Origin of the sequence: Rhodococcus sp. BL-253-APC-6A1W, from assembly GCF_012843405.1 — a bacterium.
Lineage (GTDB): Bacteria > Actinomycetota > Actinomycetes > Mycobacteriales > Mycobacteriaceae > Rhodococcus.
This window is the reverse complement of the sequence record NZ_JABAFB010000006.1, coordinates 57907-78805: the sequence shown is the minus strand read 5'-3', so window position 1 is coordinate 78805 and position 20899 is coordinate 57907. Positions and strand designations below refer to the sequence as shown.

The 20899-nt window shown below is 67.7% G+C and carries 26 protein-coding genes; 13 read left to right on the top strand and 13 right to left on the bottom strand.

The window, feature by feature from the left end:
- Positions 1–14: 14 nt before the first annotated feature.
- Genes HF877_RS10685 through HF877_RS10675 form a run of 3 tightly spaced genes read left to right on the top strand, consistent with a single transcriptional unit; the run spans position 15 to position 1776 of the window.
- Positions 15–1088 (top strand): YihY/virulence factor BrkB family protein, encoded by a 1074-nt coding sequence (locus HF877_RS10685; protein WP_169621162.1) that lies wholly within the window; start codon positions 15–17, stop codon positions 1086–1088.
- Positions 1085–1513: a phage holin family protein gene (locus HF877_RS10680; RefSeq protein ID WP_169621161.1), complete on the top strand. Its 429-nt coding sequence runs from the start codon at positions 1085–1087 to the stop codon at positions 1511–1513. Before HF877_RS10685 ends, HF877_RS10680 begins: the two co-directional genes overlap by 4 nt.
- Positions 1510–1776: a DUF3618 domain-containing protein gene (locus HF877_RS10675; protein ID WP_169621160.1), complete on the top strand. Its 267-nt coding sequence runs from the start codon at positions 1510–1512 to the stop codon at positions 1774–1776. Before HF877_RS10680 ends, HF877_RS10675 begins: the two co-directional genes overlap by 4 nt.
- Before the next feature lie 12 nt (positions 1777–1788).
- On the opposite strand, the gene HF877_RS10670 is transcribed toward HF877_RS10675, so the two are convergent.
- A complete protein-coding gene (locus HF877_RS10670; RefSeq protein WP_169621159.1) occupies positions 1789–3681 on the bottom strand; it encodes a propionyl-CoA synthetase in 1893 nt (630 codons plus the stop codon).
- Between the two features lie 190 nt (positions 3682–3871).
- On the opposite strand from HF877_RS10670, the gene HF877_RS10665 reads away from it, so the two are divergent.
- Positions 3872–4159 carry a hypothetical protein gene (locus tag HF877_RS10665; RefSeq protein ID WP_169621158.1) on the top strand — a complete coding sequence of 96 codons (288 nt, stop codon included), beginning with the start codon at positions 3872–3874 and terminating at the stop codon, positions 4157–4159.
- Between the two features lie 81 nt (positions 4160–4240).
- Positions 4241–4675, top strand: a complete 435-nt coding sequence (locus HF877_RS21315) for a hypothetical protein (protein WP_240952267.1) — start codon at positions 4241–4243, stop codon at positions 4673–4675.
- On the opposite strand, the gene HF877_RS21310 is transcribed toward HF877_RS21315, so the two are convergent.
- Positions 4654–4962 carry a hypothetical protein gene (locus HF877_RS21310; protein WP_240952265.1) on the bottom strand — a complete coding sequence of 103 codons (309 nt, stop codon included), beginning with the start codon at positions 4960–4962 and terminating at the stop codon, positions 4654–4656. The two genes, HF877_RS21315 and HF877_RS21310, sit on opposite strands and share 22 nt — an antisense overlap.
- Positions 4963–4994: 32 nt before the next feature.
- On the opposite strand from HF877_RS21310, the gene HF877_RS10655 reads away from it, so the two are divergent.
- The 4 genes from HF877_RS10655 to HF877_RS10645 all read left to right on the top strand — a co-directional run bounded on the left by HF877_RS10655 (position 4995) and on the right by HF877_RS10645 (position 7402).
- Positions 4995–5387, top strand: coding sequence for a hypothetical protein (locus HF877_RS10655; protein ID WP_169621156.1), 393 nt, complete (start codon positions 4995–4997; stop codon positions 5385–5387).
- Positions 5384–5941 (top strand): RES domain-containing protein, encoded by a 558-nt coding sequence (locus HF877_RS10650; RefSeq protein WP_240952263.1) that lies wholly within the window; start codon positions 5384–5386, stop codon positions 5939–5941. The genes HF877_RS10655 and HF877_RS10650 overlap by 4 nt, the downstream gene beginning before the upstream one ends.
- A 4-nt stretch (positions 5942–5945) precedes the next feature.
- A complete protein-coding gene (locus HF877_RS21305; RefSeq protein WP_240952262.1) occupies positions 5946–6131 on the top strand; it encodes a hypothetical protein in 186 nt (61 codons plus the stop codon).
- A gap of 179 nt (positions 6132–6310) precedes the next feature.
- Entirely contained in the window at positions 6311–7402 is a 1092-nt protein-coding gene (locus tag HF877_RS10645; RefSeq protein ID WP_169621155.1) for an NAD-dependent epimerase/dehydratase family protein, read from the top strand.
- Between the two features lie 16 nt (positions 7403–7418).
- Here HF877_RS10645 and HF877_RS10640 read toward each other — a convergent pair whose 3' ends face one another.
- The 11 genes from HF877_RS10640 to HF877_RS10590 all read right to left on the bottom strand — a co-directional run bounded on the left by HF877_RS10640 (position 7419) and on the right by HF877_RS10590 (position 17742).
- Positions 7419–8927 carry a carboxyl transferase domain-containing protein gene (locus tag HF877_RS10640; protein ID WP_169621154.1) on the bottom strand — a complete coding sequence of 503 codons (1509 nt, stop codon included), beginning with the start codon at positions 8925–8927 and terminating at the stop codon, positions 7419–7421.
- Positions 8928–9009: 82 nt separating this feature from the next.
- Positions 9010–10203, bottom strand: a complete 1194-nt coding sequence (locus HF877_RS10635; RefSeq protein ID WP_169621153.1) for an ABC transporter permease — start codon at positions 10201–10203, stop codon at positions 9010–9012.
- On the bottom strand, positions 10200–11090 hold the full coding sequence (locus HF877_RS10630; RefSeq protein ID WP_169621152.1) for an ATP-binding cassette domain-containing protein: 891 nt from the start codon (positions 11088–11090) through the stop codon (positions 10200–10202). The genes HF877_RS10635 and HF877_RS10630 overlap by 4 nt, the downstream gene beginning before the upstream one ends.
- Positions 11087–11623 (bottom strand): hypothetical protein, encoded by a 537-nt coding sequence (locus HF877_RS10625; RefSeq protein WP_169621151.1) that lies wholly within the window; start codon positions 11621–11623, stop codon positions 11087–11089. The genes HF877_RS10630 and HF877_RS10625 overlap by 4 nt, the downstream gene beginning before the upstream one ends.
- Position 11624: 1 nt before the next feature.
- Positions 11625–11900 carry a helix-turn-helix transcriptional regulator gene (locus HF877_RS10620; RefSeq protein ID WP_169621150.1) on the bottom strand — a complete coding sequence of 92 codons (276 nt, stop codon included), beginning with the start codon at positions 11898–11900 and terminating at the stop codon, positions 11625–11627.
- A gap of 92 nt (positions 11901–11992) precedes the next feature.
- Positions 11993–12373, bottom strand: a complete 381-nt coding sequence (locus HF877_RS10615; protein ID WP_169621149.1) for a VOC family protein — start codon at positions 12371–12373, stop codon at positions 11993–11995.
- Positions 12374–12556: 183 nt separating this feature from the next.
- Positions 12557–12931 (bottom strand): S4 domain-containing protein, encoded by a 375-nt coding sequence (locus HF877_RS10610; RefSeq protein ID WP_169621148.1) that lies wholly within the window; start codon positions 12929–12931, stop codon positions 12557–12559.
- Positions 12932–14569 (bottom strand): ABC-F family ATP-binding cassette domain-containing protein, encoded by a 1638-nt coding sequence (locus tag HF877_RS10605; RefSeq protein WP_169621147.1) that lies wholly within the window; start codon positions 14567–14569, stop codon positions 12932–12934. It lies immediately after the preceding gene.
- 296 nt (positions 14570–14865) lie between these two features.
- Complete coding sequence (locus HF877_RS10600; RefSeq protein WP_169621146.1) at positions 14866–15510, bottom strand: NAD(P)H-dependent oxidoreductase; 645 nt, start codon at positions 15508–15510, stop codon at positions 14866–14868.
- A 52-nt stretch (positions 15511–15562) separates the two neighbouring features.
- Complete coding sequence (locus HF877_RS10595; protein ID WP_169621145.1) at positions 15563–16636, bottom strand: S1C family serine protease; 1074 nt, start codon at positions 16634–16636, stop codon at positions 15563–15565.
- Positions 16633–17742, bottom strand: coding sequence for an NAD(P)-binding domain-containing protein (locus HF877_RS10590; RefSeq protein WP_169621398.1), 1110 nt, complete (start codon positions 17740–17742; stop codon positions 16633–16635). Before HF877_RS10590 ends, HF877_RS10595 begins: the two co-directional genes overlap by 4 nt.
- Before the next feature lie 134 nt (positions 17743–17876).
- Here HF877_RS10590 and HF877_RS10585 point away from each other — a divergent pair, with 134 nt between their 5' ends.
- From HF877_RS10585 to HF877_RS10570, 4 genes are read left to right on the top strand one after another with little or no spacing between them, the layout of a single operon-like run.
- A complete protein-coding gene (locus HF877_RS10585) occupies positions 17877–18767 on the top strand; it encodes an SPFH domain-containing protein (protein WP_169621144.1) in 891 nt (296 codons plus the stop codon).
- 10 nt (positions 18768–18777) lie between these two features.
- On the top strand, positions 18778–19002 hold the full coding sequence (locus tag HF877_RS10580) for a hypothetical protein (RefSeq protein WP_169621143.1): 225 nt from the start codon (positions 18778–18780) through the stop codon (positions 19000–19002).
- A gap of 32 nt (positions 19003–19034) precedes the next feature.
- Positions 19035–19766, top strand: coding sequence for an enoyl-CoA hydratase (locus HF877_RS10575; RefSeq protein ID WP_169621142.1), 732 nt, complete (start codon positions 19035–19037; stop codon positions 19764–19766).
- On the top strand, positions 19763–20881 hold the full coding sequence (locus HF877_RS10570; protein WP_169621141.1) for an MBL fold metallo-hydrolase: 1119 nt from the start codon (positions 19763–19765) through the stop codon (positions 20879–20881). The genes HF877_RS10575 and HF877_RS10570 overlap by 4 nt, the downstream gene beginning before the upstream one ends.
- Positions 20882–20899: the final 18 nt, after the last annotated feature.

Below are 20899 nucleotides of genomic sequence, written 5' to 3'. Positions count from 1 at the left end.
GGTACCCGAGTGCCATGACGGACCAACACGGCGGGGACGGTGCGGCCGGCGCAACCGTGGCACCCGACGATGCGCGCAAGCCCGACTCTCCGACGGACATCGAGAAACCGTCGTGGAAATACGTGGTCAAGAGGACCGTGCGGGAGTTCAGCCGAGATCAGTGCACCGATCTGGCGGCGTCGCTGACCTATTACGCCATCCTGTCGCTGTTTCCTGCGTTGCTGGTCGTGGTCTCGTTGCTCGGCGTCTTCGGGCAGGGCCAGGCCACCGTGGATGCGGTGCTCCAGATGGTCGAGGAACTGGGACCCGCCTCCGCGGTCGACACCCTGCGCGGACCCATCGAACAGTTGGTGCAGGCACCCACCGCCGGCCTCGCCCTCGTCATCGGTGTTCTCGGTGCCCTCTGGTCGGCTTCCGGCTACGTGGGGGCCTTCGGCCGCGCCATGAATCGCATCTACGAGATCGAAGAGGGACGCCCGATCTGGAAGCTGCGCCCCCAGATGCTGCTGGTGACGGCGCTCGTCCTGGTCTTCGCCGGTGCAACGGGCCTGATGCTCGTGGTGAGCGGACCGATCGCCCGCACCATCGGTGACGTCGTCGGCCTGGGCGAGACAGCGGTGACGGTCTGGAACATCGCGAAGTGGCCCGTGATGCTGATACTCGTCATCGTCCTTGTGGCGGTGCTCTACTACGCCACACCCAACGTCAAGCAGCCCAAGTTCCGGTGGGTGAGCGTCGGTTCTGTGATCGCGATCGTGGTCTGGATCGTCGCGTCGGTGCTGTTCGCGGTGTACGTCAGCAATTTCGGGAGTTACAACAAGACCTACGGTTCGCTCGCCGGTGCGGTGATCTTCCTGTTGTGGTTGTGGATCACCAACCTGGCACTGCTGTTCGGGGCCGAATTCGATGCGGAACTCGAACGTGGCCGGCAGTTGCAAGGTGGAATCGAAGCGGAGAAGACCCTCCAACTGCCCCCGCGCGACACCCGTGCGAGTGAGAAGAACCAGGCGAAGCATCAAGAACTGATCGAACGCGGGCGTCGCCTGCGTGGAGAAGTCGGCGACAACCAGGAAGGGGAACGAACATGACGGAACCGACCGGAGGGGGTGCGCGTCACGTGGCGGCCCAGCCCTCCGAACTGTCCACTGTCGAACTCACCGAACGGCTGACCGCGCAGGTCTCCACCCTCGTGCGCACCGAGGTCACCCATGCCCTCGACGAAGTGAAGTCCAAGGGCACCAGGATCGGTATCGGTGCCGGAATCTCCGGGGCCGGTGCGCTTCTGCTCTACCTCGGGCTCGCCACCCTCATCGCGGCGGGTGTGCTGGGGCTCGCGACCGCCGTGGAACCCTGGCTGGCGGCACTGATCGTCGCCGTTGTGGTTCTCGTGATCGGGGGCATCCTCGCGGCCGTCGGCGCCTCGAAGGCCAAGAATGCCGCGCCGCCGATGCCGGCACACGCGGTCGACAGCGTTCGGGCCGACGTGGCCGCCGCGAAGGGAGCAATGCAATGAGCCGACCCGACTCTTCCAACACCGGGCCCACCGAGTCGACCCCCAACGGGTCGGGCGGACCCGAGCCCGATATCGAACAGCAGCGCGCCGAACTCGCTGCGACGGTAGGCGAACTGACCGACCGGCTGGACGTGCCCACCCGCGTCAAGCACGCGGCCGACGAGCGCGTCGAAGCGGTACGGAACCGCCCCGACCTGCTTGCCGCAGCCGGGGCAGTTCTCGTCGCCGTCGTGCTGGTCGTCGTCTGGCGTCGCCGCCGCTAGACCCTCGCGGGGTCAGCCACCCAGTTGCGCCCGAAGCGCCTCGAGCACTGCCGGGTCTTCGATCGTGGACGGCACGGTGTACTGCTCGTGGTCGGCGATCTGGCGCATGGTCTTTCGGAGGATCTTGCCGGATCGGGTTTTCGGCAGTGCCTGCACGACGGTCACGTCCCGGAACGTCGCCACCGCACCGATCTGGTCGCGCACCATTGCGACGAGTTCCTGTCGCAAGGTCTCGGGGTCGATTTCCACACCGGCCTTGAGGACGACGTATCCCGACGGACGCTGCCCCTTGATCTCGTCGTGGATGCCCACCACCGCGCATTCGGCGACGGCCGGATGCGACGCCACGACCGCTTCCATCGTTCCCGTCGAAAGACGATGCCCGGCAACGTTGATCACGTCGTCGGAGCGCCCGAGCACGAACACGTAGCCGTCCTCGTCCACATAACCCGAGTCGCCGGTGAGGTAGTAGCCGGGGAACGTGTCGAGATACGACCTGCGGTACCGGTCCTCGTCCTGCCACAGACCGGTCAAGGTGCCCGGCGGAAGCGGAAGCCGGACGACGATGTTGCCTTCGGTGTTCGCCTTCACGAGTTCGCCATGGGCATCGACGATTTCGACGCGGTACCCCGGCACCGGCACCGTCGGAGAACCCGCCTTGAGCGGCATCGGATCGAGACCGCGCAGATTCGCGGCGATCGCCCAGCCCGTCTCGGTCTGCCACCAGTGGTCGACGACCGGTCGCTCGAGTACGCGGGTCGCCCAGGCGTAGGTGTCGGGGTCGAGGCGTTCCCCGGCGGCGAACAGCGTTTCCAGCGAGTCGATCGAATACTTCGCGAGTTCCTCGGCGTCGGGATCCGCCTTGCGGACCGCGCGGATCGCGGTCGGTGCCGTGAACAGCGCTTTGACGTTGTTCTCCGCGATGATGCGCCAGAACGCGCCCGCGTCGGGGGTGCCTACCGGCTTGCCCTCGTACAGCACCGTGGTGGCGCCGGCGAGCAGTGGGCCGTAGACGATATACGAGTGCCCGACCACCCACCCGACGTCGGACGCGGTCCACCACACGTCGCCTGCACCGATGTCGTAGATGTTGCGCATCGACCACGTCAGCGCGACCGCGTGTCCGCCGTTGTCGCGGACGACGCCCTTGGGCTTTCCGGTGGTTCCGGAGGTGTAGAGGATGTAGAGCGGGTCGGTGGCGGCGACCGAGACAGGTTCGGCCGGCGACGAGTCGGCGACGAGTTCGTCCCAGTCGAACCACGCGGCGGACGACGTCTTGTAATCGGCAGCGGAACCGGGAATCTGTTCCCGATCCTTCACGATCACAGTGTGCGGGGGAGTCTTCGACAGCCCGAGAGCCGTCTCGACCATGGGGAGATACTCGACGGTGCGGCCGGGCTCGAGCCCACCCGACGCGGTGACGAGCACGACCGGACGGGCATCGTCGATGCGGGTCGCGAGTTCCTTCGCCGCGAACCCGCCGAAGACCACCGAGTGCACGGCACCGATGCGGGCGCACGCGAGCATCGCGATCGCGGCCTCCGGAATCATCGGCATGTAGATGATGACGCGGTCGCCGGCCACGACGCCCTGGTCGCGCAGCACTCCCGCGAATGTGGCGACCTCGTCGAGCAGTTCTGCGTACGTGTAGGTCTTCTTCGCCGGCACCATCGCCGAATCCCAGATCAGCGCGGTCCGGTCACCTGCACCTGCTGCGACATGCCGGTCGAGCGCGTTGACACTGGTGTTGAGAGTGCCGTCCGGGAACCACCGGTACGAGGGTGCGTGCGTGTCGTCCAGTGCGCGGGTGGGCGCGGTGTCCCAGTCGACGGCCTTCGCGGCCTCGAGCCAGAAGGCCTCGGGGTCCTCGACGCTCTGGTGGAACGCCTCCTCGTACGAGCTCATCGCCTGGTGTCCTTCCCTCGCACTGACAGTGGTGACCGCGTCACCCTATGCGACCGGCCTCGGCCCCGAACGCGATGTGCGACGGGCGGCAGTGGTTGGGCGCCGAGCGGGGTGCCGACGGAAGGGCAGTGGACGGAAGGGCAGTGGAGGAGGTGGGCGTGATCTCGCCCGTTCGGGGAATCCGGATCCCATGGCTCAACGAACCACACCCGCAGTCGCGGCGTCGAGTCGGTGGACCGACACCGACGGGATCAGATACCCGCGTGGCGATACGCACGCGTGGACGCCCGGCACCAACCAGACCCTGTGCGGAGTCCCGCTCTCCCGTGCCCGACTCGCCCGCTTCCCGCACGTGCCGTGGACCGACGCCCTGTACCTGGCCGAACTCGGGGAACACGGAGTCTTCCCGTGCCGTCGCTGTAGCGGGGCCACGCTCAGTGATCGGCGCCGGTGGACCCGCACCGATCCGCGGCCGTGACGGCTGGTCGCTGTGTGGGTGGTCGCCTCGATCCAACGCACCTACGAACGAGAACTACCACGCACGCTCCGGTCACACCGCATGCCGGACACCGCACGCAAAGTCGCCGCGCTCGCTGCGCCCAAGCGAAGGACCAGGTCTGCCGGCACCGAGGAAGGGGGGTCGGTGGCCCGTTGGCGGCGCCAGGGTGAGGCGGTGGGGGGAGGTGCGGGCCTTGCCGCTGCCGGGGAATCGCTGCAGGCGCGAGTCGAGGTAGGACGTGAGCGCGTCGACGAGTGCGGGCTCGGCGGTGAGGACGCGTTGCTTGTTTCCCTTGCCGTGCAGGGTAATCGACTCGAGTCGACCCGTGTCGTCGAGGTTGCGGAATTCCCCGATATTGAGGGTGACCAGTTCGGACAGGCGGCATCCGGTGAGCAGTGCGGTGAGGACGATTGCGAGGTCGCGTTCTCGCCAGGCGTGTGCGTTGTCGTCCTCGTCTGTGGTCAGCGCGGTGATCAGTTTCTGACCGCGTCCTGATCGAAGGCCTTCGGTACGGTCTTGGCGACCTTGGGGCGCAGGACCGCATCCATCGGGTCGGCAACGATCAGATCCGAGGTGAACAGGTAGCTGCCCAGGGCGTTCCAGGTCGACCAGCAGCGCAGGATCGAGGCTGGGGAGTGCGTGTCGGCGAGAGGTGCGGGAAGCCGGCATGGTTCCCCTGATCGGCCGATTTCTTCGATTCGGTCCTCTGCCGGTCCGGGGCCTGGTCGGTGCTTCGCCTGCGAGGTGGCGGCCCGGGTGGGAACATGGACGGTACTGAACATGTGATTTATCCTGTAATCAGGAGGTGGATGCCATGACAACCGCACACCCACGACCCGACCTCGCCGCCTACAACGACGCCGCCCGAATGACCCAATCGGAGCTGGTCACGGCGCTGCGTGAGCTGCTCGGCGCCAAGCTGGTCGCGTACCTGGGGAAGGTGAAAGAAACCCGCGCTGTGCGCCAGTGGGCAGAAGGCACCCGCACCATCAACAACGACACCGACGTCGAACGCCTCCGTATCGCCTACCGTGTCGCCCGGCTGATCGTCGAGCGCGATACCGCCGCCGTGGCCCAGACCTGGTTCCAGGGTCTGAACCCGATCCTGGACGACCGTCCGCCGGCGCTGCTGCTGCGCGAGGGCGATCTGTCCGATGTCGGCCCGAAGGTCCTTGCCGCTGCCCGGCAGTTCGCGGCGGTCGGATGAACGCACCGGATCGATCGTTGATCTCGACCCCGCGCGGCGATGTCCGCTGCTTCCACGTCGATGGCGTGGTCGCCTACCGCGTTGGCTACCCGCCGACCTCGTGGGAGTGGACACCGTGGGAGTTCGCCACCGACGGGCGCTTCACCGGCCGCTGGGACGATCCTGCGGGGATGTGGCGAACCCTGTACGTCGGCGCGACCCGCCTGTCGTGTTACCTCGAGGTCCTCGCCTACGCGCGCAGGAGCGAGGAGCTCAGCGCCGCGCTCGAGGAGATCGTCGACGACGAGCCAGATGAGTTCCCCACCATCGAACCGGGTCGTATCCCGCGGTCGTGGATGTCGAGCAGGGTCACCGGCAGCGGAGCGATCAGCGGATGGTTCGTCGTGCCCGGCGACACCGAGTCGGTGGCCACCCTGCGAACCCTCTTCCGGCCCCACGCGATCCGGCACGGCCTCCCTCGACCTCGACACCGCGGCGATCCGCGACGGCCGCCCGCGCGCCCTCACCCAGGCGATCTCCCAGTGGGTCAACACCCTCTCCGATCCCGACGGTGAGCCGGTGGCCGGCATCCAATTCGACTCCCGGCACGGCGACGGGCTGGTGCTCTGGGCGCTGTACGAACGTCCCGGTGACGGACCGGTCAGCAAGAACATCACGGTCCTGGACTACGGCCCCGTCGAGGAACACGACCCCGACCTGATCGAAGCGATGCGCCTGCACAACCTGATCTGGGAGGACGACTGAATCCCCGGCGGCACAGTTGCGCAGCGCAGACAACCACCCCGCGTGGGGGAATCGCAGCTCGGGCGGTGATATAAGAGTGCGTGCCTTATCGGCACTTCGGCCGGCTCGGTGTTCCGGAATCGTGACACCGGTGCGTGGTAGCCGCAGGTTTACGTCGCACCCGCCGGGTACTCGGAAGCATGACCGAACACTCGAAAGCTAGCTCTTCCGGCATGCACGTGGTGGTCACCGGCGCGACCGGCAACGTCGGCACCGCAGTGGTTCGCGCCCTCGGGGCGGAACCCGCCGTGGAATCGGTCATGGGCATTGCCCGTCGCCCGACCGACTGGACGGTCCCCAAATCGACCTTCGCGCCTGTCGATGTCGCGTCGGACGATCTCGCGGAGACGCTGCGCGGCGCCGACGCGCTCGTCCACCTCGCCTGGCTGTTCCAACCCACCCACAAACCTGAGACGACGTGGGAGAACAACGTGCTGGGCACGATCCGGACACTGACCGCCGCGGCGGAGGCGCAGGTGCCCGTGATCGTGGTGGCGTCGTCTGTCGGGGCCTATTCACCCGGCCCGACTTCGGAGCCCGGAGTCGAGGAACCGCGCGTCGACGAAACGTGGCCCACCCACGGATGGCCGGGCGCGGCGTATCCGAGGGAGAAGGCCTATCTCGAGCGGTGGTACGACGCCTTCGAACTCGAGCATCCGGAGATCCGTCTCGTCCGGATGCGGCCCGGGTTCATCTTCCAGCGACGCTCTGCCACAGCGCAGCGACGGATCTTTGCGGGGCCGTTCGTACCGGGCTCGCTGCTGCCTGCGATTCCGGTCGTTCCGGACATGCCGGGGCTGCGGATGCAGATCCTGCATTCCGACGACGCGGCGGATGCCTACGTGCGTGCCGTCCTGCGGCCCGTGCGGGGTGCGTTCAACATCGCGGCGGATCCGCCGGTCGACGCCCACTCGTTCGCGGAAGTGCTGGGCGCGCGGGTGGTGCCGGTCAAGCGCGGGATCATTCGCTCTGCCGTCGCCGCGGCCTGGCATACCCATCTCGCGCCGGCCGATCCGGGGCTTCTCGATACCGTCCTTCGGCTACCACTGATGGATTGCACGCGCGCTCGGACCGAACTCGGCTGGTCGCCGTCCGCCGAGCCGCTGGATGTGCTCGCAGAATTCGTCTCGGGACTGCGGGAGGGTGCCGGAGCGCCGACCCCGCCGCTGGTGGCCGACAGCCTGCGTGGCCGTGTCGAGGAAGTCGCGACCGGGGTGGGCGTGCGTCCCTGATCCGCCCCGGTGAAGCTCACTCCGCCGGAAGACCCAACCGGCGATACCGGTCGATGCGGCGGCTGTACCGCTGGTCGGCGGGTTCCCCGGCCAGTTCGGTGAGTTCGCGTGCGACGGCGGCACCGACTCGCTTCACGAATTCCACCGGTTCCTCGCTCGCGTCGGGTCGTTCGGGAATCACCCCGTCCACGATCCCCTCGCGCAGCAGGTCCCGCGCGCGGATTCCCTGTGCTTCTGCCATGCGCGGGGCATGGGTGGTGTCGCGGTGCACGATGGCGCTGGCTCCCTCGGGTGGCAGCGGAGCGAGCCACCCGTGTTGCGCGCACAGCACACGGTCGGCGGGCAGCAACGCGAGCGCACCCCCGCCTGTGCCCTGGCCGAGCAGCACCGACACGGTCGGCGTCGACAAGGTCACGAGATCGGATATGCAGCGGGCGATTTCGGGCGCGAGTCCGCGTTCCTCGGCCTCCTTCGACAACGACGCGCCGAGGGTGTCGATGACGAGAACGAGAGGGAGTCGGAGTTCTTCGGCGAGCCGCATTGCGCGACGTGCTTCCCGCAGCGCGCCGGGTCCCATCGTGCTCGACGCGGACTGGCCGGTGCGGTCCTGCCCGAACATCACACACGACACGCCACGAAAACGCGCCAGCGACAACAACACCGTCTTATCGGACTCGCCTTCCCCGGTACCGGACAGTCGTACCTGAGCCGACGCGGCGTGCCGGAGCAATTCACGGATCCCCGGGCGTTCGGGCCTGCGGCTGAGCATGACCGACTGCCAGGCCGGGATGCCGGGCACGTCGTCGACGGTGGTGACGGCGCGAGAAGTGCTGGTGTCGGGCCGATCCGGTTCCACGAGCACACGGAGCAGTCGGTGGACGAGTCGCCGGACTTTTTCGAGCGGGACGACTCCGTCGATCACGCCCTTGCGGTAGAGGTTCTCCGCCGTCTGCACGCCCTCCGGGAAAGGTTCGTTGTAGAGCGCCTGGTAGACGCGGGGGCCGAGAAACCCGACGAGTGCGCCGGGTTCGGCGACAGTGACGTGTCCGAGCGATCCCCACGACGCGAACACACCGCCGGTGGTCGGATTACGCAGGTACACGAGGTAACCCAGATGTGAAGCCTTGTGCTCTGCGACTGCAGCGGCGATCTTCACCATCTGCACGAACGCGAGCGTCCCCTCCTGCATTCGGGTGCCTCCCGAGGTGGGGGAGGCGAGCAGGGGGAGACGCTCGGCGGTGGCGCGTTCGATCGCGGTCACGATCCGCTCGGCCGCCGCGACGCCGATCGACCCTGCGAGGAAGGAGAACTCGCATGCGATCAGCGCCACGCGGCGACCGTGCACTGTGCCTGTTCCGGTGAGAACCGATTCGTCGGTACCGGACTTCTCGGCGGCGCGACGGAGGTCCGCCTGATATTTCTCGTCGGCGTGGACCTTTACCGGGGTGGTATCCCACGAGGTGAAACTTCCCGGGTCGACCACGTTGTCGATGAAATCCTGCGCCGAGATCTTGGTGCCCGCCACGTCGCCTCCACCTGTCGATCATGCTGTGGAACAAACCTATACGAGGCGGGCGCTCGTCCAGCTTCGGTGTACCGCCGTGCGCTCAGCGGCCGAGTGCTTCCTTCCACGTCACCGTGCGGCCGATACGCAGGATCGAACGTTGGTAGATCTTCGCCGCTACGAGGCTGAGCAGTGCCGTTGCGGCGACCATGAGCAGTACGGTGCCGACGATTTGTACCGGAGTCGCGACACCTGCCGCGATGCGGAGCGGCATGAGGATTGCCGAGAACGGCGGGATCCAGCTCAGGGTCGTGCTCCACGAGGCTTCCGGATCGTCGATCGAAGAGAACGCCGCGAAAAACATCGCGATGATGACGATCATCAACGGGCCGGACGTGGAGTTCACGTCTTCCTGCCGCGAGACCATCGACCCCGCTGCGGCGTAGAGCACGGCGAAGAACGCGAAGCCGAGGATGAACCAGCCGAGCGTGCCGGCCAGCACACCGATCGCGGTGCCGGTGATGGTGAGCGTCCCGGTGGCGACAGACGCGCCGACACCCACGACGCCGTATGCGGTGAGCTGGAGCAGGCCGACGGCACCGATACCGAGAATCTTGCCCCACAGCAGCTGCAGCGGCCGGAGGGTGGAGAGCAGGAGTTCGACGACACGCGAGGACTTCTCCTCGACCACGCCCATCGCGACATACGTTCCGAACAGCAGGATCTGCAAGTACAGCAGGAGCACCGAAACGGTCGCCAGGATGATCCGCTGGCCCTGTTCGGGGTCGGGAGGTTCGATGGCCTCGACGACTACTGTTGCGCGAGCAGCGGCCGCAGCGATCTCCGCGGGGTCGACTCCGCGGGTGGACAGCGCCGCGGATTGGGCTTCCTGCACGACCGCGGTATCGATGAGTGCTTTGAGATCGGCGTCGATATCGGACTCGGTGATCGCGGTGACGGTACCGTCACCGCCGGGAACGAGGGCGACGTCGAGGCTGCCCGCACCTACCTGCTCGCGAGCGGCGTCGGCGTCGGGCACGGTAGAGACTTCGATCGGCGTGCCCACGGCGTCGCCGATGGAACCGAGCGTCGTGCCGAGGGTGTAGCCGGAGACGACACCCACGGCGGGGCGCTCGTCTTCGCCCCCTGAAAAGATTGACATCGCGACGATGCCGACGACGATCGCAGCGAGCACGATCGCGTTGCTGATGACGAAGCTCTTCTTCTGTACCTGGGTGACGAATTCGCGGCGCGCCACCAGGCCGATCGCGTGCGAGTTGCTCAGTGGGGCGCTCATGCGGCTACCACCTCTCGGAACAGGTCGGTCAGGGACGGTTGCTGCAAGGAGAACTCGTGTACCGGTCCGGTGGACAGCGCAGTTTTGAGGATCTGCTGGTCGTCGGTGCCCGGCTCGATGGTGAGCACGGTGCGACCCTCTGTGTATTCCGAGCCGGAGACACCCGGCAGGCCGTCGGCCCAGCCGGCGGGGGCGTCGGGAGCGTGCACGACCAGACGGGAAGCACCCTCGGCGCGCAAGTCGTCGACGGCACCGACGACGCGCATGCGTCCATGGACGATGATGCCGACGCGCTCGCACAGTCGCTGTACCAGATCGAGCTGGTGGCTCGAGAAGATCACCGGGACACCGGTGTTCGCCTTCTCGACGAGAACCTCGCTCATGACATCGACGGCGACCGGATCGAGACCCGAGAACGGTTCGTCGAGAACGAGGACGGCGGGATCGTGTATGAGCGCTGCGGCGAGCTGAACGCGCTGCTGATTGCCGAGAGACAGTGAATCGACCGTGTCACCGATCCGCTCGGCGATGCCCAGCCTTTCGGTCCAGCGCTGCATCGCCGCCGTGGCATCGCGCTTCGAAAGCCCGTGCAACCGAGCAAGATAGATCAGTTGGTTACCGACCTTCATCTTCGGATAGAGCCCGCGCTCCTCGGGCATGTACCCGATGGTGCGGCGGACGTCGAGATCGACGGGCTTGCCCGAAAGCCGGACTTCTCCGCCGTCTGCGGCGAGCACTCCCAGCGCGATGCGCATGGTGGTGGTCTTGCCGGCACCGTTGCTGCCGACGAACCCGAACAGTTCACCGGGCTGCACCTCGAAGCTCACCCCGTCGAGGGCGACCGTGGAGCCGTAACGTTTCGAGAGATTGTCGATGGTGAGGGTCATAGTTGGTCCTCCGGGTCGTCGTCGGGTCGGGTCCACGCCAGCAGCACTGCCGGGAGGCATCCGCTGAAAAGTATTGCGGCGAGAGCGAATCCACCCGCCGAGTAGCACAGCGCTTTGTGGTCGATGAAGTCGAACGGCGGGCTCCACAGGAGCGCGAAGATCGGGATCAGGAGCAGGCTCTGCGCCACCGAGAGCCCGATCGAGCGGGCGCTGTTGCGTTCGGCGATCTCACGCTCGTCGAGGGCATGCCGGGGTGCGTCGGACTGCCGCCCCGAGACGATCTGCAGGCATGTCCACGTGGGCAGGAATACCAACACGACAGCTAGCCACACAATGGCGACGACAGGGAAGAAGTAGGTTGCCACGGAGATGACGAACATCGCCGAGATCAGGGCGACGACGGCACCGGCGAGGATGCGGCGACGGTGCCGGGTGCGCCATGCCGGCAGCCATTTCGCGAATGTGGCCTCGTGCGTGAGGAACCGGCGGGTGCGGTAGTCCTCGTACCGGTCGATGAGCGACGCGGTGGACATGTCAGGCCTCCTTGGTGTGGGGTCTGTAGAGCTCGGTCGACAAGGGGGTGAACTCGGTGCGCGAGAAGACCGCTTCGACCGGGAGGTCGAAGACGTCGCAGATCCGGAAAGCAAGATCCAGGCTCGGATAGTGGTCTCCGCGCTCGAGTGCGCCCACCGTTTGGGGGTTCACGTCGATGAGCTCGGCAAGTTGGGCTCGGCTCATACCGCGTTCCGCACGGAGAACGCGGATGCGGTTGAAGATGGGGAGCGTTTCCCCACGGCGTACCGGACTCATGGAACAAAGTGTTGTAAAAACCCAACGATTTGTCAATGCCGGGAACTCGCCCTCCCGCCACGGCCCCGGCGGTCGTGGCGTCAGCACGTGCATCAGAGGGGCTCGAGGCGAGTCTTCAGGAGGCAGAACTCGTTGCCCTCGGGATCGGCCAGCACGTGCCACGACTCGTCGCCCGTCTGTCCGATGTCGGCCCGACGTGCGCCCAGGCTCAACAGGCGCTCGAGTTCCGCGTCCTGATCACGATCGATCGCGTTGACATCGATGTGCAAGCGCGACTTTCCCGGCTCGGGCTCATCTCTGCGACTCAGGATGATGGTCGGCTGCGCGCCGCCGAACCCTTCGCGTGGCCCGATCTCGAGCGTCCCGTCGTCCTCACGATCGAGCACGACGAAGTCCAGGACCTCACACCAGAACTGGGCGAGCACCTCGGGTTCTCTGCAGCTGAGCACCAGCTCACTGATACGACACGCCATGGATGAAACCCGCCTCCCCTCGGGGACTGTCGGGGAGGCCACCCCGAGATTCGCCAGCTCCCGGCAGCCGAATTGCCCGTGATAATAGCGAGCCGAGCGCGACGCGGGCCAGGTTTCCGCGGATGCGGCGACTGTCACACGACCGGCACGAAGCCCACGGCGTCCGTGTCCGGAGACGACCCGTCAGTCGTCCTGGAAACCGCGGATCCGGTCGAGTTCGCGCCGATCTTTCTTCGTGGGCCGACCCGCGCCGCGATCGCGGATCGGGATCGCCGCGAGAATCTCCTTCGGCGGCGGCGGTGGGCTGTGATCGATGTAGGCGGTGGCGGCGATCGGCGCGCCCACCCTCTTGTTGACCAATTGCGTTACCTCGACGATCTTTTCGACCCCGTGCGCCCGCACGCGGACCTCGGTGCCGATCGTCACCGGTGTCGACGGCTTTGCTGTCACGCCGTCGACCTTCACGTGCCCGGCGCGGCACGCCGATGCCGCCGCCGAACGGGTCTTGAACAGCCGCACCGACCACGTCCAGCTGTCCACCCGAACGCTTCCGCTCATCTACAGCAACTCCTCGCTCAGCCGTCCTTCTTCGAGTCGCCACCGCCGCGTGCTTCGCGTCGTCTCCAGCATTCTGCGGTCGTGTGTCACCAGCAGGAGAGTGCCGTCGAAGCTCTCGACCGCCTGCTCGAGTTGCTCGATCGCCGGGAGATCGAGGTGGTTGGTGGGCTCGTCGAGCACGAGCAGGTTCACACCGCGCGCCTGCAGCAGCGCCAACCCCGCCCGTGTCCGCTCGCCCGGCGACAACGACGCCGCAGGTCGCAGGACATGGTGCCCCTTGAGTCCGAACTTGGCGAGCAGGGTACGTACGTCGGCGTCCGGCCACTCCGGGACCTGCCGGCCGAAAGCTTCGACCAGAGGCTCGTCGCCTTCGAACAGTCCGCGCGCCTGATCGATCTCGCCGACCTGGACTCCGGAACCGAGGCTCGCGCGCCCGGAATCCGGGGTGAGGGTGCCGAGCAGCAATCGCAGCAGTGTGGTTTTCCCCGCCCCGTTCGGGCCCGTGACGATGATCCGGTCCCCCCACTGCACCTGGGTGGTCACCGGACCGAAGGTGAAATCACCGCGTCGCACCGTCGCGTCGTCGAGCGTTGCGACGACCGTGCCGCTGCGCGGTGCCGCCGCGATCTCCATCCGCAGTTCCCATTCCTTGCGGGGTTCCTCGACGACGTCGAGGCGTTCGATGCGCCGCTGCGTCTGACGCGCTTTTGCGGCCTGCTTCTCGGTGGCCTCCGCGCGGAATTTCTTCCCGATCTTGTCGTTGTCCTTCGACTTCCGCCGAGCATTCCGTGTTCCGTGTTCGAGCCAGTTGCGCTGCATCTGCGCGCGGTCCTCGAGTTGCGACTTGGTGTCGGCGAATTCCTCGTACTCTTCGCGGGCGTGCCGCCGTGCCACCTCGCGCTCGACGAGGTACGCCTCGTAACCGCCGTCGTACACCGAGATCTGCTGCTGGACGGGATCGAGTTCGACGATGCCCGTCACGGTCCGCGCGAGGAATTCGCGGTCGTGGCTCACCACCACGAGAGCGGTGCGTGTCTCCGCGACGAAACGCTCGAGTTGCTCCAGCCCCGCGAGGTCGAGATCGTTGGTGGGTTCGTCGAGAAGCAGCACGTCGTAGCGCGACAGAAGCAGCGCCGCGAGTCCGACGCGCGCCGCCTGCCCGCCGGACAGTCCGGTCATCGGCGCGTCGAGCCCGACCCCGAGCCCCAGATCCGACACGACCTTCTCGGCGCGCTCTGCGAGATCGGCACCGCCGAGCGCGAGCCACCGCTCGAGTGCCGGGGTGTAATCGTCGACATCCGACTCGCCGAGCGCCTCGGCAGCCGCGTTCATGATGTTCTCGGCGTCCGTCACGCCCGTGCGACGGCCGAGGAAATCCAGGATCGTCTCACCGGGGACGCGCTCGGGTTCCTGGGCGAGGTATCCGACGGTCGCGTCGGGCGGACTGAGCACGATCGATCCGGTGACGTCCGCGTTCCCCAGCCCGGCCAGTGTCGTGAGCAGCGTCGATTTGCCGGCGCCGTTCGCGCCCACCAGCCCGATCACGTCACCCGGTGCGACGGTGAGGTCGAGGCCTTCGAACAGCGTGCGTTCGCCTCTCGAGGTGGACAGGCCGCTGATACGTAGTGTTGCGCTCACGTGTCGAGTATCCCGCTGCGACGATTCCGTCTTCCGCCACGGGTCTGTACAGGCCCGGATGTGGTCACGGCCGAGCGCACACTTCGTCGTCGATCTGCGATCCGGCGAAGCCGACGTGTCCCCCGACACCGTGACCGCGCGTCGAATCTGCTCATGCCCCTCGACGTGTGCCAGGCGGGTATCCCGTCGCTACCAGTCGAGGAATCACCCACACCCCGATCGACAGTGCGCAGAGCACGCTGTAGGAGCATCCCCCCAGGAACTTCACCGGTGTGGGCCAGGCGTCCTGCTCGTCCTCACCGGGCCAGGCTCGTCGCGAGAGTGCGCACTGCGTCCCGGGCGGCGGCAAGGCTCTCCGCCGCGAGGCCGGCGAACGGGGCAAGCGGTGTCAGGCGATCGGCGAGCGTGAGTTCCGCCGTCACCACCGATACCGACATGCCGAGCGAGGTGCCGAGGACCTGCATGAGGGGAGGTATGACGAAATCGGTTCCCTCGCCGGGGCTTCCGGGAGCGTACGTGTTTCCTCGGCTCGACACGATCACCACCGGCTTGCCCACCAGGGGTGCGTCCGGCGTATCGAACGGCACTGTGGTGCCGAGTACGTGGATGTAGTCGAGCCAGGCTTTGAGCGAGGACGGCATCGACCAGTTGTACATCGGCGCACCGATCACCACCGCGTCCGCGCCTGTCACCTCGGCGATCAATTCGGCTTGCAGGCCCTCGGCCGCCGGGTCGGGCCGCTCCGTACCGGTGCGCAGCCGTGTCGCGTAGTGCAGCGCGGCGTCCGGGAGGTGGGGGAGCGGCGATCGGTGCAGGTCCCGCTCGATCACCGTGTGGCCGGAACCGGTTGCGCGCCAGGTATCGACGAACAGCCGTGTCAGCTCGCGTGAGACCGAGGCGTCGAGGTCGGCGGACGAATCGAGGTGCAGAAGTCGAGGCATGTGCCCTCCCGGTTCCGGTGCGGTGTCGCCCCACGTTACGGCGTTCTGCGGATCAGCGGGCGGGGCCGTCTTCGAGAACCACGTCGGCTGTACGAGAACGGCCGTCCCCGTCGAGCCATTCGATCCGGACGGTGTCACCCGGTTTCCGGGTTCGTAGCCGTTGCTCGAGGTCGGTCGTCGACGACACCGTGTCGCCTCCGAAGGAGACCACCACGTCGCCGGCTTCGAGACCGGCGCGATACGCGGGGGTATCGAACGACACCCACAGCACTTCGGCCCCGCGGTCGGAGCCGTCTGCCCGGGCCGTGGAGACGCCGAGACCGAGTCGTGGTGTGGGGCCGACGTGCACGGTGTCGGTGCCGACCCCGGTCCGGACCTGTTCGACGACGGCGAGAGCCTCCGCGATCGGGACGGCATACGCCTCCGGTGCCGACTCGGACGGTTCCTGTTGCTCACGCTCGATCGCGCCGGCGGTGTTGACTCCGACCACGGCGCCGTAATGGTCGACGAGCGGACCGCCCGAGTCTCCGGGGCGGATCGGGGTGTCGGTCTGCAGCATTCCGGTGAGCCGCTTGCGGGAACCCTCGGTGGAGTCGCGGACCATCACGCTGCGATCGGCCGCGATGACGGTGCCCGGCGCTGCGACCACGACGCCGCCGCCGTCCGCGTTCCCGAATGCGGTCACGGGAGTCCCCGCCGGTGGCAGAGCCTCGGCGACCGGTGCCGCGGGAAGGCCGTTCGCGGTGCCGAGCTGGAGTACGGCGATGTCGCGTGCACTGTCGTACCCGATGACGTCGACGTCGTAGATCAGTCCCGTCGCCGCGCTCACCGCGGTGATGTCGGTCGCTCCGCTGACCACGTGATGATTGGTCAGCACCGTGCCGTCGGGTGTGAGAACGATTCCCGTTCCGGACGTTCCCGTCCATCCGCGGCTCGCGTCGATGGTCACGACGACCGGCACGGTACGGGCGGCGAGTTCGTCGGGCGCCAGTGGCGTGGGCGGCGGCGCCGGGATCGGTGGCGGCGGGGGAGGGAGCGCGATCTCGACGGCTTCGGGCGCGGAGGCGAGAAGGCTGGTCGCGGCTGCGAACGCGACCACCAGGACCGACCCCCCGCGCCGTTTCACAACGCCGCAGCTCCGGTGGTCAGATGGTCGACGAGTTCACGTGCCGCAGCCCGCCCGGCGCGGTTGGCGCCGATGGTGGACGCGGACGGGCCGTAGCCGACGAGGTGGATTCGGGGGTCGGCGGCGACCTGCGTCGCGAGCCGGCCCGTCATCGTGATTCCCCCGCCGGGATTGCGCAGGCCGAGCGGCGCCAGGTGGTCGAGTGAGCTTCGAAAACCGGTGCACCACAGGATTACGTCGACATCGAGGGTTGTTCCGTCGGGCCAGCGGACACCGGTCTCGGTGATCTCGGCGAACATCGGCAACCGGTCGAGTACTCCGCGTTCGCGTGCCGCCCGGATCATGGGTGTGACGGGAAGCCCGGTCACGGAGACGACCGAACCGGGAGGCAATCCGTGGCGCACCCGGTCCTCCACGGCCGCGATTACCGTCCGTCCGAATTCGGGCGTGAATTCCTCGTCGCGCCAGACGGGTTCGCGTCGAGTCACCCACGTGGTGGCGGTGACGAACGAGATCTCGTCGAGCAACTGCACCGCGGAGATTCCCCCGCCCACGACCAGCACGTGCCGTCCACGGAACTGCTCGGCGTCGCGGTAGTCCTTCGTGTGGAGTTGCTGCCCCCGGAACCGCGCCGCACCCGGATACCACGGGACGAACGGGTGTTCCCAGGTGCCGGTCGCGTTGATGAGTCCCCGTGCGGAGTACACGCCGGTATCGGTCTCCACCCGCAGGCGTTCACCGCGGTTGCACACCACCGTGACCTGAACGGGGCGGTGTACGGGAAGGTCGAACTCCTTCTCGTAGGCGCCGTAGTACGCGGGCACCGCCGACGACGCGGGCACTTCACCGGAGCCGGTGTCGACCGCGTCGGAGAACGCGGACCCGGGCAGGTCGTGCAGGCCGTTGACGGTGTTCAACGTGAGGGAAGGCCACCGGTGCTGCCACGCGCCGCCGGGGCCGAACGACCGGTCGAACACCACGAACCCCGTTTCGGGTTCGAGCCCGAACCGCCGCAGGTAATACGCGGCCGACAGGCCCGCCTGCCCGGCACCGATCACGACGACGTCGACGGGCGTCGTGTTCTCCGTGTTGCCTCCGGACGTCATCACCGGCCTCTCCGCAGATGGTTGCCCTCCATCATGCCGTGACATCGGGAGGCGTGCCCTGTGAACCCGGCACCGGCGATGATCCAAAAATGTGATATCACTTTGACATCGCATTCGTGCCCGGAAGGATCCCCATGGGAACAGCAGAGTCCACCACCTCGTCGGAACGCCCGGGACGCTCGTCCAACGGCTGGCCCGTACTTGCCGCCGCACTCGTCGCCGCCGCACTGGCGTCCGCACTGATCGTGTGGGCCGCGGTCGAGATCAACGTTCCGCTGATCGTGGTGGGATCCGTCGTCGCGGTCATCGCTCTCGTCGCGCTCGCCGGCCTGATTCTCGTCGAGCCCAACGAAGCCCGCGTGCTCCAATTGCTCGGGGGCTCGTACGCAGGCACTCTCCGCGGACCGGGCCTGCGGTGGATGAATCCGCTCAACTCCCGTCGCAAGATCTCCACGCGCATCCGAAACCACGAGACGGCAAGGGCGAAGGTCAACGATGCGGACGGCAACCCCATCGACATCTCGGCGGTGATCGTGTGGCAGGTCGAGGACACCGCGCGGGCGGTCTTCGACGTGGACGACTTCGAGGAGTTCGTCGCCGTCCAGACCGAGGCCGCGGTGCGTCACATCGCCGGGAGTTACCCGTATGACGGTGCGCCCGAGGCGATGTCGCTGCGGCAGAACGCCGACGAGATCACCACGAAGCTGTCGTCCGAGGTGCATGCTCGCGTCCGGTCGGCCGGCGTGCGCGTGATCGAGACCCGCATCAACCAACTCGCCTACGCCCCGGAGATCGCGCAAGCGATGCTGCGCCGTCAGCAGGCCGGCGCCGTGATCGCCGCCCGGGAACAGATCGTGCACGGCGCCGTCTCCATGGTCGGTACCGCCCTCGAGCGCCTCGAGGCCGAGCACACCGTCATGCTCGACGAGGACCGCAAGGCCGCGATGGTCTCCAACCTGCTCGTCGTACTGTGTGGCGATCAGAGTGCCCAGCCCGTTCTCAACACGGGATCGCTGTACCAGTAGGGAATTCGGCATGCCCGAACGCAAGAAGGTCTTGTTGCGGCTCGACCCGGCGGTCCACGACGCGCTCGCGCGCTGGGCCGCCGACGAGTTGCGCAGCACCAACGCCCAGATCGAATTCCTCCTGCGCCGCGCGCTGGCCGAGGCCGGGCGGGCACCGCGCGACGCGGGCAGGATGCGTGGTCCCGGACGACCCCGCGCTCAGGAGTCGCGCGGTACGGGCGACACAATGGAATGATCGTTGGGCAGTGACGGAAGGGTGCCAGATACATGATCGGGATCAACCGCGACGGTGACGTCGTCACGCTGGAATTGCAGCGCGAAGAACGCCGGAACGCGCTCAATTCGCAGTTGTGCATCGAGATCCGCGATGCGGTCGAACAGGCAGTCGGCGACGATGCCCGGGTTGTCGTGATCACGGGCCGCGGAACGAGCTTCTGCGCCGGCGCCGACCTGTCCGGCGACGTCTATGCCGCCGGGTTCCTCGACAACCTCGGCGACATGCTGCAGACGATCGAAAGCGCACCGGTTCCCGTGATCGCGGCGATCAACGGACCCGCCATCGGAGCGGGCACCCAGCTCGCGCTGGCCTCGGACCTGCGAGTGGTGGCCCCGGGCGCGAGGTTCGCGGTGCCCGCAGCGCGTCTCGGGATCTCGGTGGACCGATGGACGGTGCGTCGGCTGGCGTCACTCGTCGGCGGTGGTCCGGCCCGGACCGTCCTGCTCGCCGCCGAACCCATCGACGCCGAGGAAGCGCTGGCTCGCGGCCTCGCCAACAGGATCGGCGACCTCGCCGCCGCGCAGGCATGGGCGCAGGAGATCGCGAAGCTCGCGCCGCTGTCGCTGCAAGCACAGAAGCTGTTCCTCAACGACGACGGCACCCGCGACGACAGCACACCCGAGCAGACGGCAGCACTGGCTGCTGCGTGGCTCAGCGAGGACGCCCAGGAAGCCAGGCTGGCCCGCGCGGGCGGCCGCGACCCGATCTTCCGCGGCCGATGAGGGCCCGGCAGGCCGCGTCGTCCGCGCTCGCCGGCGCAGGTGCGCTCTGGTTCGCTCGTGCTGCACGGGGCCTGCCGAGTTCGATCGGGGCTTCCGTCTCCGACATCCGGCCTTACGCCGCAGGATCGCCGCACTATCGCAACGGGCGGTTCCACAACACCGATCCCGCGTCCGTGCTCGATCCCGACGACAGCGGCGGACTCCTGAAGGACATGCTCACCCGCGGTTCCCGTGGAACCCCGCGCAGCGACGTGCCCCTCGCACCGTCGCTCGCGCCGGTCGACGCCGCCGAACTCGCCGTCACCTGGTTCGGGCATTCCAGTGCCCTCCTCGAGATCGACGGCTACCGGGTGCTCTGCGATCCGGTGTGGAGCGACCGGGTCTCCCCGTCGCCGACCGTCGGCCCGAAGCGGATGCATCCCGTGCCCGTCGAACTGCAGGCGCTGCCCGCCGCCGACGCGATCGTCATCTCGCACGACCACTACGACCACCTCGATCGGGTCACGGTCGAAGCCCTCGCCGCCCTGCAGCCCGAGGCCCGGTTCGTCGTGCCCCTGGGGATCGGTGCCCACCTGCGACGGTGGAAGGTCGCCGAGAACCGGATCGTCGAACTCGACTGGGATCAGCACGTCGAGATCGACGGTCTGCGCATCACGTGCACCGAGGCCCGGCACTTCTCCGGCCGCGGTCTGCAGCGCGACATCACTCTGTGGTCGTCCTGGGTGATCGCCGGTCCGACCCGCCGCGCGTTCTTCGGCGGCGACACCGGTTACACGCGGCGCTTCGCGGACCTCGGCGACAAGTACGGGCCGTTCGACCTGACATTGCTGCCCGTCGGCGCGTACGACCGGCGCTGGCCCGACGTCCACATGGACCCCGAAGAAGCCGTGCGCACGCACCTCGACCTCGGCGGCACCGAGCGTCGCGACAGCCTGCTCGTCCCCGTGCACTGGGGGACGTTCAACCTCGCCCTGCACTCGTGGTCCGAGCCGATCGCGCGCCTGCTCCCGGCTGCGCAGGAGGTGGGCGTCGCGACCGCCGTGCCGATGCCCGGGCAGCGGATCGACGCTCTCCGCCCCGTCGCGCGCGACCCGTGGTGGATCCCACTCGGCTGACGCAGCCTCCGGGGGAAC